The organism is Arthrobacter sp. FW305-BF8 (assembly GCF_021789315.1).
GTDB lineage: Bacteria > Actinomycetota > Actinomycetes > Actinomycetales > Micrococcaceae > Arthrobacter.
The window spans coordinates 2,513,946-2,524,595 of record NZ_CP084561.1 but is presented as its reverse complement, the minus strand read 5'-3'; the positions used below and the strand labels follow the sequence as shown (position 1 = coordinate 2,524,595).

Genomic DNA, 10,650 nt, shown 5'->3' with positions numbered 1-10,650 from the left:
GCGCGCCCCTTAAAGGGTGTGAACGCCCAGCGGGGCTGGAACGGGGGACGACGACCGGCGGCCATCCTTGGATGTCTCCGGCCGGCTGACGCCACCCGGCCGTGGGCCGCGGGTGGCAGCGAGCCGCACGCCCCCTGAAACTTTTCCGACTCCGTCCATGGCCAGGCCAAACGCTGACCGCACTGCGCGGACAGCTGTCTCCAACTGATCCGCCCCCGTAAGTGCACTTAGGCCTGTCTCTGAAATTTCAATCAGATCGAGGTCAACTCTGGCCTTTGACAGTGCACTGAAGAAGGTGGAGAAAACCGCAGGAGATGACCTCATGCCGAGTCCGGACAGCATGACCTTGCCAGCTCGTCCATTGTGCTGCAGATCCTGAAAGTCGAGATCGCTCTGCTGGGCGCGCAGCACTGATAAAGCAGTAGCGGCCTGCAACGCCGGCAGCGAAAATACCACGTCAGCACGCCGGGCTGGCCCAGGTCTCTTCTCAACGACCGATTGGATGGTCACCGACTGCGAAAGGGTGCGGAAGAGTGCGGACATGCTTTCGGGGTCATCGGGCAGTCCGGCAACGGTAATTTCCGCCAGTGCCTCGCATCCGGACACCTCGGTTATCACTGCCTGCTCTGGTGCAGGCCTTTGGAAGGGGCTCCGGTCAAGTCCTGGCAAAATCAGGGTTCCCATCTCGTCGGTGAATGAGGATCTGACATGGAGGGGAAGGCCGAAGCGGCGGGCGTACTCGACGCTGCGCAGGTGCATGACCTTGCTGCCGCAGGCAGAGAATTCGAGCATTTCCTCGCTCGACAGGGCGGCGATCTTTCGCGCCGTCGGAACAATGCGGGGATCAGCTGTGTAAACGCCGTCCACGTCTGTGTAGATCTCGCAGATGCCCGCTCCGAGGGCGGCGGCGAGTGCCACCGCTGTCAGGTCTGACCCTCCCCGTCCGAGCGTCGTCACCCGCCGGCCTTTCTGCGTCCTGCCTTGAAAGCCCGCCACGATCGGTACTGTGTCGTGGTCGAGGCACGTCCGGATGCGTCCGGGCCGGACGTCGGTAATGCGTGCCTTACCGTGAACGCTGTCGGTTATTAGCCCGGCCTGACTGCCGGTGAACGTTCGTGCCGCCTGGCCGCAGTCCACTAGGGCCATGGCCAATAGGGACGAGGAAACGGCCTCCCCCATGCTGAGCAGGGCGTCCAGCGCTCCTGGGTTCGGGTTCTGGGAAACACCGGCAGCAAGGTCGCACAGCTGGTCGGTTGTATCTCCCATGGCGGATACCACGGCAACTACCTGGTAACCGGCCTCGCGGGTCTTGGCTATCCTGCGGGCGGCCCGGCAAATGCCGGCGGCGTCAGCTACTGAGGATCCCCCAAACTTCTGTACGATCAGGGACCCTCTGGGCACCGCGGGTCCGGCGCCCTCGTGCAGGGGCCGGCTCCATTCGGTCCAGAGCGGGGCCGTGGCCACGCGGCTTGCCGTGGTTTCATTTAGCTTTGCAGGTTCTATGGACTCGTGATCGGACGGAGGTACTAGTGGCACGTTCATTGGATTCCCCGCATTTCTTACGTCGTCGTACGGCGGTTATTCCCGTTCAGGCACAATCGAGTGATCCAGGCGGAGTCAGGCGACCGTTTTCAAAGCCGTTCTGTGTCCCGTGACGGATTCGGCCGCTCCCGCCAAGATTGCGAGCCCGCGTTGCAGGTCCTCGGCGGTGATTGTGAGCGCAGGCATGGTCTTGAGTACTTCACCCTCGGGCCCGGAAGTCTCCACGAGAAGGCCGCGGGCAAAGGACTCAGCTGCGATTTGCCCTGCCGTCTTGGTATCGGAGTAATGAATTCCGGTCAACATGCCCCGGCCCCGCACTGTGGCGCCTCCAGCCGTGGCTGCAATACGGGACAGCCCCTCGTGCAGCTGCGCTGAACGTGCCGCTGTCCTCGATTCAAAAGTTTTATCCCGCCAGAAGTGCTCCAGCGCCGCCGCACCCGTGACAAAAGCTGGGTTGTGCCCGCGAAAAGTACCGTTGTGCTCTCCCGGCTTCCAAAGATCCAGCTCGGGCTTGAACAGCGTTAGGGCCAAAGGCAATCCGAAGCCCGAGATGGATTTCGAAAGGCAGACGATATCCGGAACAATGCCTGCAGATTCGAAACTGAAGAATGTGCCGGTTCGTCCGCAGCCTGCCTGTACGTCATCGACAATGAGCAGAATCCCATGCTGATGGCAGATGTCTGAAAGTTCGCGGAGCCAGGACGCCCGTGCCGCCCTGAGTCCGCCCTCGCCCTGAACAGTTTCGACGATGATCGCGGCAGGCCTTTCAAGTCCTGATCCCGAGTCCTTGAGCGCCAGCCGAAGCCATTGGAATCCAGTTCCCTCGTCCTCGAGGAATCCGTCATAGGGGATGCTCGATGCGTTGGCCAGGGGAATGCCGGCACCGTGACGCTTCATGGCGTTGCCAGTTACCGCCAGCGAGCCAAGCGTCATCCCATGGAATGCGTTAGTGAAACCAAGAATGTGGGACCGCCCTGTAACTTTTCTGGCCAGCTTCAGAGCAGCCTCCACGCAATTCGTCCCCGTTGGGCCCGGAAACATTACCTTATAGTCCAAATTTCTTGGCTTGAGGATCAGTTCCTGGAACGTTTGAAGGAACCGCCGCTTCGCTGAAGTTTTCATATCCAGGGAATGAATGACTGCTCCGGACAGCAAATAATCCACCAGCGGTTGTAGAAGTGCCGGGTGGTTATGCCCGTAGTTCAGGGCTCCTGCCCCGGAAAAGAAATCAAGGTATTCACGGCCATCCTCGTCGTAGATCCTGCTGCCAGCCGCACGCTCGAAAACGGTATTCCAGCCTCGGCAATAGCTACGGACTTCGGATTCCAGGGATTCAAAAATATCCTGCATTTGGGTAGTTTCCTGCCAGCTTGTGTGTGAGGGCCTCAGACGCCTGCGTCCTGTCCACTCACTTTTCAAAGACCACCGCACAAAATGCGGCGAAACGGAAACGCTGCGGTCACCAATATTTTCCCCAGCAGCTAATATCTGGCTTACCGCCGCGAGTCTTCCACGGATGCAACCTACGCCACTTAAACCTGCTAATCGACAGTAGGCAGGTACAACACCGCATTGCAACCGTCCCGAGTACCTGCATAGTTGGCCCGACCAATACCTACGTACTTGGGCACTTCCAGGGCTGGTGCGGAGCTGTACCTGTCTCTTACCAAGAGTCTTTCTCTGCCCTGAAGCAAGAGGTAGCTTTCAACCATGGATGCGTTCCGCCCGAGCCGTAGAGTGTGTGGGAGCACCGCAGGAGTCGTTGTCGCCGCGGCTGCAATGGCGCTGTCGGCGTGTTCAGCGCCTGCCGCGAGGGCTCCCCTCGAGGCGCCGCCGGCCGTGACGTTGCCGGCGCAGGAATCGCCGCTGGAACCACGGCCGACGACCACGCCAGTGCCGGATACGGTCACCCCCGCGCCGAAGGACGCTGCCAACCAGGTGCGCGCAGCCTTCGCCAACAGCAATCTGATACAACACCTCGAGGAGCTGCAGAAAGTTGCTGATGACTCGGGAGGAAACCGGGCTGCGGGGACAGCAGGCTATGAAGCTTCCGCCCGGTACGTTGAGGACCAGCTCCGCGATGCCGGGTACAAGCCGGTCCGGCAGGTCTTCACCTATAGGGACCACAATCGTGAGGCGGACGTGGAGACTTTCAACATCCTCGCTGAAACTGCGGGAAATCCGGAACACACCATCGTTGTGGGCGGACACCTCGACTCCGTCCGCAGGGGACCCGGGATAAACGACAACGCCAGCGGCGTTGCCGCCATCATCGAAACTGCCCGCTGGATGGCCGAAACAGGAGTCCGCCCTAAGAACAGGGTCCGTTTTGCCTTCTGGGGTGCCGAGGAGGTTGACCTGCTGGGTTCCCGGCATTACGTGGACACCCTCACCGACCGCGAAATCTCGCAAACGATGTTAGACCTCAACCTGGACATGGTCGCCTCATCCAACGGCGGACGATTCGTTCATGATGGTGACGGCTCCAGCTTTGGCAATGCCGGTCCCCGCGGTTCGGGCGAGATCGAGCGCCAGTTCCTCGACTATTTCGCAAGGAATTCGCTGGCCGCGGAGGCAACTGAGTTCGATGGCGAGTCGGATTACGAGCCCTTCATTGGAGCTGGCATCCCCGCCGGAGGGCTCTTTTCCGGCGATGACGACCGAAAAAACTCCAGGCAGGTGACCGAATTCGGTGGGATCGAGGGCGAAGATCACGACCCCTGCTACCACAGCAGCTGCGACGACATAGAGAACATCGACCCAGCGCTGCTCAAGGACATGGCCGGCGCCTTGGGCTACGTCACGCTCGCCTTCGCAATGATGGCCCCGCCCTAATTGGAACCAAGCTCGGGACCTAAGAGAACCGCCATCGTTGCCGTAAACGAACCGGGCAGCCCTAGCGAACTTGGGTCCACGGCGTCGAGCACCCAGTGCTTGTGGCTTTCTTCCTGGCCCAGCAGCAGCGGAACAGAACCGGCAACATCCACGAGAGCCGGGTCAACGACGGCCAGCCCCCTGCCGAGGGCCTTCAGTACTGCCTCCTTGCGCGTCCACAGACGTGTCTGGAAACCCGGCTGCAGGGCCGGCTCCACCTTCTGCAGTTCGTCCCGTTCCCGTGCCGAAAGTGCAACCTGTCCAAATCCCTCAAAATCTGCGGCTACTCCGCTCTCCAGGTCGACGCCGACCCCCAGCACCTGCCCGTCCGTGGACGCCGCCAACAGGCACCAGTCTCCCGCCCTGCTCAGGCTCGCCAGAACGGTCACCTTCCGTGGGCTCGCCTGATACCGCGGCATCCCGTGCACGTGGTCGTCCCTGGAGCACTCCCGGCAGACGAAGTCGGCCTGCAGATCCCGTACGTCAACTCCTGCGGCCTCGGCGGCGTGGCCCCGTAACGCGATGCGCCCGGCCAGGAACCTCTCCCGCTGCTCCCGGGAAGCGAACGTCCATGCCAGCCGCCGCTCGGCGTCGTCCAGGAAATCGGCCTGGCGAAGGTCGACGCCGGACAGCCTTACGGCTGCCAGACGGATCCGCTGCACGTCTGGCAGGGCTGGCCTCTTTACACCGGCCCCGGAAGGGTCACTTGATTCTTGACGGGTCATTGGATTCAATAGCCTATACGCCAGAGGCATCCTTCGGGCATGCCGCCTCCCCGGAACGCAGTAAGCTCGGATCCATGAGTGTAATCCGTCCCGCCACACCCGCCGATGTTCCCGTAATCCTGCAGATGATCCACGAGCTGGCAGTCTACGAAAAGGAGCCGGACGCGGTCCGGAACACGCCCGAGATGCTCACCGAGGTCCTCTTCGGCAACAACCCGCGCGTTTACGCCCACATGGCCGAGAACGAAGATGGGCAAGTGCGGGGCTTCGCACTCTGGTTCCTCAACTACTCAACGTGGGAAGGCGTGCACGGGATCTACCTGGAGGACCTCTACGTCACACCGGAAGCCCGGGGCGAGGGCCACGGGAAGGCCCTCTTGCAGCATCTGGCGGCGACCGCCGTCGAACGCGGCTACGCGCGGGTCGAGTGGAGCGTGCTTGACTGGAACGAACGGTCCATCAACTTCTACCGGAAGCTCGGCGCGTTCGCCATGGAGGAATGGTCCACGTTCCGGCTGACCGGAGCGGCGCTTGCCCAGTTCGGCAGCCGCAGTGAGGTCGGTGCCCATGGCTGAGGCAGCGCTGGGCGCCAGTGCCCAGGTGGGCCCTGTCCAGGTGGGCCCTGTCCACGCAGTCCGGGCCCGGCACAGGTTCCGCGGCATGCGCACGGCGGAGCACTACTTCACACTGCCACTGAACCATTTTGCCGGCCCGGACGGTGATGCTGCGGCCGAGACGATAACCGTATTCGCCCGCGAGTACGTGTCCGACGAACACAGTGAGGCGGAGGCCGCCGAGCTGCCGTGGCTCCTGTACCTTCAGGGGGGCCCGGGCGGACGCGGCAACCGTTTCGCGTCGCTGGGCGGCTGGAGCAAGGCGGCAGCAAAGGACTTCCGCATCCTGATGCTGGACCAGCGCGGTACCGGACTTTCCTCCCCCATTGACCGCACCACCCTGCCGCTGCGGGGGGACGCCGCTGCACAGGCCAGGTACCTTGAGCACTTCCGTGCCGACTCGATCGTCGCCGACGCCGAACTCATCCGCCAGGCCCTCGGTTCAGAGCCGTGGACTGTCTACGGTCAGAGCTACGGCGGCTTCTGTGCGCTCACGTACCTGTCGTTCGCACCCAGGGGCCTGCGCGAGGTGCTGATCACCGGAGGGCTCGCCCCGCTGACCGGCTCCCCGAAGCGGGTCTACCGCGAGACCTTCAAGCGGGTGGCGGCACGCAACGCGGAGTACTTCGGCTGGTACCCCGAGGACCGGGAAGCTGTAAACCGCATCGCCAGTCACCTCCGCGGCACGGCGGAGTACCTCCCGGACGGCTCTCCCCTCACGGTCGAGAGGTTCCAAATGGTTGGATCCTTCCTCGGCGGGAACACCAGGGTGGACACCCTGCACAACCTGCTGGAGGACGCCTTTGTGGAGACTCCCGGGGGTCCGCGGCTCTCCGATCCGTTCCTGGAGCAGGTCCGCCCACTGGTCTCGCGTGCAGCCAATCCGCTGTACGCGCTGATGCATGAGTCCATCTACGGCCAGAACGCGGCCACGGGCTGGGCGGCCTGGCGGGTTCTCGAGGAGTTCCCGGAGTTCAGTCCGGGCGCTGCCGAGCCACTCCTGACCGGTGAGATGGTCTACCCGTGGTACTTCGAACAGGACCCTGCCCTTCGCCCGCTGCAGGAAGTGGCGGAACTGCTGGCGGCCAAGGCTGACTGGAAGCCCCTGTACGACACCGCGCAGCTGGCTGCCAACATCGTGCCCGCGGCGGCCGCCGTCTACCGCGATGACATCTATGTGGACCACGGGCTCTCCATGGAGACCGCGGGCGCCGTCCGTAAGCTGAACACCTGGGAAACAGGCGAGTTCCACCACGACGGCATCGCCGACGACGGTGAGGCCATCTTCGGCCGCCTGCTCGGCATGGTGCGCTCCGCCCGCTGAGCTACTCAGAACACAAATCCAGCCCGAACTGGCAGGTAATGCCCTCAAAGCGGGGATTTGAGGGCAGTACCTGCCAGTTCGCGCTTCGAATCCTCCCCCCTCGACGTGCAAAAAAGCAACCCCGGCCATCAGGTGGCCGGGGTTGCTTTCTGAGACGGGGAGCGGAAGCCTAGTCGACGTCGCTCAGGCTCTTCCGGGAGTCCTCCTCGAGGCGGGCGTCCAGCTTGGCCTTCTGCGCGCCGGAGCTCACCAGGCTGGCGATCACGGCGATGATGATGGTGCCGATGATGACCGCGAGGGACACGTACGTCGGGATCTCCGGGGCCCATTCGATGTGGTGCCCGCCGTTGATGAACGGCAGTTCGTTGACGTGCATGGCGTGCAGAACCAGCTTCACGCCGATGAACGCCAGGATGATGGACAGTGCGTGCTTCAGGTAGATGAGGCGGTTCATCAGGCCGCCGAGCAGGAAGTACAGCTGCCGCAGGCCCATCAGGGCGAAGATGTTAGCCGTGAAGACGATGAAGGCGCTCTGCGTCAGGCCGAAGATCGCGGGGATGGAGTCGACCGCGAAGAGCAGGTCGGTCATGCCGATGGTGACGAACACGATCACCATGGGAGTGAAGACCTTCTTGCCGTCCACCGTGGTGCGCAGCTTGCCGCCGTCGAACTTCTCGGACATGGGGATGACCTTGCGGAGCTTGCCGATGAGGGCGTTCTCCTTGTCCTCTTCGTCTTCGCCCTCGTCCTGCGCCTGCTTCCAGGCGGTCCAGAGGAGGAAGGCGCCGAAGATGTAGAAGACCCAGCTGAACTGCTCGATCACGATGGCGCCGAGCATGATGAAGATGCCGCGCAGGATCAGCGCGATGATGATGCCCACCATCAGCACTTCCTGCTGGTACTTACGTGGCACGGAGAAGCGGGCCATGATGATGATGAAGACAAACAGGTTGTCGATGCTGAGACTGTACTCAGTCACCCAGCCGGCCACGAACTGGCTGCCGTACTCGGGTCCCGTGAACGCGAACATGGCACCGGCGAACACGAGGGCCAATGCCACGTAGAAGGCCACCCAAAGGCCGGCTTCCTTCATGGAGGGCTCATGCGGACGGCGCACTACCAGAAGCAGGTCCATAAGGAGGATGATGCCGAGGACGACGAACGAGCCGACCTCGAACCAGACGGGAAGTTCCACAAAAATGCCTTTCGCAGGGTACAGAAAACCGGTGTAAGTCTCTCCGGCGAACCTGTGCACTTTGTGCTGATGTGGCTGCCCGCTACGCCCGGCAAGGCATCTGTGCCCTGCGTGTTGACGTTCGTAGCGCTTGGGATACTCCCCTACGTGACCTCAACTTTACCCTAGAGGCGGTGCCCGATGCGCCACGTGACACTACGCGTGCCCCGCCGACTGCATCTGCCGCAATTCCTTCTTCAGCTCGGAAACTTCGTCGCGGATCCGGGCGGCCACTTCGAACTGCAGCTCGGCGGCCGCTCCGTGCATCTGCTCGGTCAGCTGCTCGATCAGGCCCACCAGGTCCTCGGCAGGCGCCGCCGCCAGCCCGTCGGCCCGGACGGTGGCAGCGCCCTTCTTGGCCGCCTTGCCGCCCTTGGCCGCCGCAGTGATACCGCGCTTGCCCTTGCCGTAGTCGAAGCTGCCCAAGAGCGCATCCGTGTCCGCGTCTTCCTTGGCCAACTGGTCCGTGATGTCGGCGATTTTCTTCCGCAGCGGTTGCGGATCGATTCCGTTTTCCGTGTTGTAGGCCACCTGGATGGCGCGGCGCCGGTTTGTTTCATCGATGGCATGGGCCATGGAGTCGGTAATCCGATCCGCGTACATGTGGACCTGGCCCGAGACGTTGCGCGCGGCACGGCCGATGGTCTGGATCAGGGACGTTGACGACCGCAGGAAGCCTTCCTTGTCCGCGTCCAGGATGCTCACCAGGGAGACCTCCGGCAGGTCAAGGCCCTCCCGAAGCAGGTTGATGCCAACCAGAACGTCGAACACACCCATCCGGAGCTCACGGAGGAGCTCAACACGCCGCAGCGTGTCGACGTCGGAGTGCAGGTACTCCACCTTGATGCCATGGCCGAGGAGGTAGTCGGTGAGGTCCTCCGCCATCCGCTTGGTGAGCGTGGTGACCAGGACGCGTTCGTTCTTCTCCGTGCGGGTCTTGATCTCCCCCAGCAGGTCGTCGATCTGCCCCTTGGTGGGCTTGACCACCACCTCGGGGTCGATCAGGCCCGTGGGCCGGATGATCTGCTGGACGAAGCCGTCCGCCTTGCCGAGTTCGTATTTGCCGGGCGTGGCAGACAAGTAGACCGTCTGGCCTACGCGTTGGAGGAATTCGTCCCACTTGAGCGGGCGGTTGTCCATGGCGGAGGGCAGCCGGAACCCGAAGTCCACCAGGTTCCGCTTGCGGGACATGTCGCCTTCGTACATGGCGCCGATCTGGGGGACGGTGACGTGAGATTCATCGATCACCAGCAGGAAGTCGTCCGGGAAGTAGTCCAGGAGGCAGTGCGGAGCCGTACCGGGGGCACGGCCGTCAATGTGCGACGAGTAGTTTTCGATGCCGTTGCAGAAGCCCATCTGCTGCATCATCTCGAGGTCGTACGTGGTGCGCATCCGCAGCCGCTGGGCTTCGACGAGTTTGTTCTGGCTTTCCAGGACCTTCAGCCGGTCGGCGAGTTCATCCTCGATCCGCTTGATTGCCCGGGCCATGCGCTCGGGTCCGGCAACATAGTGCGAGGCCGGAAAGACATACATTTCCTCCTCGTCCCGGATTACTTCACCGGTCAGCGGATGCAGCGTGTGGATGTTCTCAATCTCGTCACCGAAAAACTCGATCCGGATGGCCAGTTCCTCGTACATGGGGATGATTTCCACGGTATCGCCGCGGACACGGAAGGTGCCGCGGTGGAAGTCCATGTCATTGCGCACGTACTGCATGGAAACGAACTTCCGGAGCAAATGGTCCCGGTTCATTTCGTCGCCCTTGCGCAGCGTCACCATGCCGGCGATGTACTCTTCCGGCGTACCGAGGCCGTAGATGCAGGACACCGTGGCCACCACGATCACGTCGCGGCGGGTCAGCAGGGCGTTGGTGGCGGAGTGCCGGAGCCGTTCCACTTCCTCATTGATGGAGGAGTCCTTCTCGATAAAGGTGTCCGTCTGCGCCACATACGCCTCAGGCTGGTAGTAGTCGTAGTAGGAGACGAAGTACTCCACGGCGTTGTTGGGCAGCAGCTCGCGGAACTCGTTGGCCAGTTGGGCAGCCAGGGTCTTGTTTTGGACCATCACCAGCGTGGGCCGCTGGATCTGTTCTACCAGCCAGGCCGTAGTGGCGCTCTTACCGGTGCCGGTGGCACCAAGCAGGACCACGTCCTTTTCACCGTTCCTGATGCGTTCGGTGAGTTCGGCGATGGCCGCCGGCTGGTCACCGGCCGGCTTGAACTCGCTGATGACCTCGAAGGGCGCGACGACCCGGTTGACCTCCTGCGCAAGACTCATGCATCTAATCTACAACCGGCCACTGACAGGAACTCCTCATTCCGCTTTGGGCTGTACTGG

General features: G+C 62.6%; 8 protein-coding genes. 3 read left to right on the top strand and 5 right to left on the bottom strand.

Going from position 1 to position 10,650, the window contains the following annotated elements:
- Positions 1 to 9: 9 nt before the first annotated feature.
- Together LFT45_RS11185 and ectB are read right to left on the bottom strand one after the other, a co-directional pair.
- On the bottom strand, positions 10 to 1,401 hold the full coding sequence (locus tag LFT45_RS11185) for an aspartate kinase (protein WP_236809298.1): 1,392 nt from the start codon (positions 1,399 to 1,401) through the stop codon (positions 10 to 12).
- 216 nt (positions 1,402 to 1,617) lie between these two features.
- On the bottom strand, positions 1,618 to 2,892 hold the full coding sequence (ectB, locus tag LFT45_RS11180; RefSeq protein ID WP_236803281.1) for a diaminobutyrate--2-oxoglutarate transaminase: 1,275 nt from the start codon (positions 2,890 to 2,892) through the stop codon (positions 1,618 to 1,620).
- A 489-nt stretch (positions 2,893 to 3,381) separates the two neighbouring features.
- Between ectB and LFT45_RS11175 the strand changes: the two genes are divergently transcribed.
- Positions 3,382 to 4,377 (top strand): M20/M25/M40 family metallo-hydrolase, encoded by a 996-nt coding sequence (locus LFT45_RS11175; RefSeq protein WP_236803280.1) that lies wholly within the window; start codon positions 3,382 to 3,384, stop codon positions 4,375 to 4,377.
- On the opposite strand, the gene LFT45_RS11170 is transcribed toward LFT45_RS11175, so the two are convergent.
- The gene (locus LFT45_RS11170) at positions 4,374 to 5,078 is read right to left on the bottom strand and encodes a 4'-phosphopantetheinyl transferase family protein (RefSeq protein ID WP_236803279.1); all 705 of its coding nucleotides are present in this window, start codon (positions 5,076 to 5,078) and stop codon (positions 4,374 to 4,376) included. The genes LFT45_RS11175 and LFT45_RS11170 overlap by 4 nt on opposite strands.
- A gap of 137 nt (positions 5,079 to 5,215) precedes the next feature.
- Here LFT45_RS11170 and LFT45_RS11165 point away from each other — a divergent pair, with 137 nt between their 5' ends.
- Positions 5,216 to 5,716 (top strand): GNAT family N-acetyltransferase, encoded by a 501-nt coding sequence (locus LFT45_RS11165; protein WP_236803278.1) that lies wholly within the window; start codon positions 5,216 to 5,218, stop codon positions 5,714 to 5,716.
- The gene (locus tag LFT45_RS11160) at positions 5,709 to 7,079 is read left to right on the top strand and encodes an alpha/beta fold hydrolase (protein WP_236803277.1); all 1,371 of its coding nucleotides are present in this window, start codon (positions 5,709 to 5,711) and stop codon (positions 7,077 to 7,079) included. The genes LFT45_RS11165 and LFT45_RS11160 overlap by 8 nt, the downstream gene beginning before the upstream one ends.
- A 169-nt stretch (positions 7,080 to 7,248) precedes the next feature.
- Here LFT45_RS11160 and LFT45_RS11155 read toward each other — a convergent pair whose 3' ends face one another.
- Positions 7,249 to 8,274, bottom strand: coding sequence for a TerC family protein (locus LFT45_RS11155; RefSeq protein ID WP_236803276.1), 1,026 nt, complete (start codon positions 8,272 to 8,274; stop codon positions 7,249 to 7,251).
- Positions 8,275 to 8,469: 195 nt separating this feature from the next.
- Positions 8,470 to 10,590, bottom strand: coding sequence for an excinuclease ABC subunit UvrB (gene uvrB, locus LFT45_RS11150; RefSeq protein ID WP_236803275.1), 2,121 nt, complete (start codon positions 10,588 to 10,590; stop codon positions 8,470 to 8,472).
- Between the last annotated feature and the right edge of the window lie 60 nt (positions 10,591 to 10,650).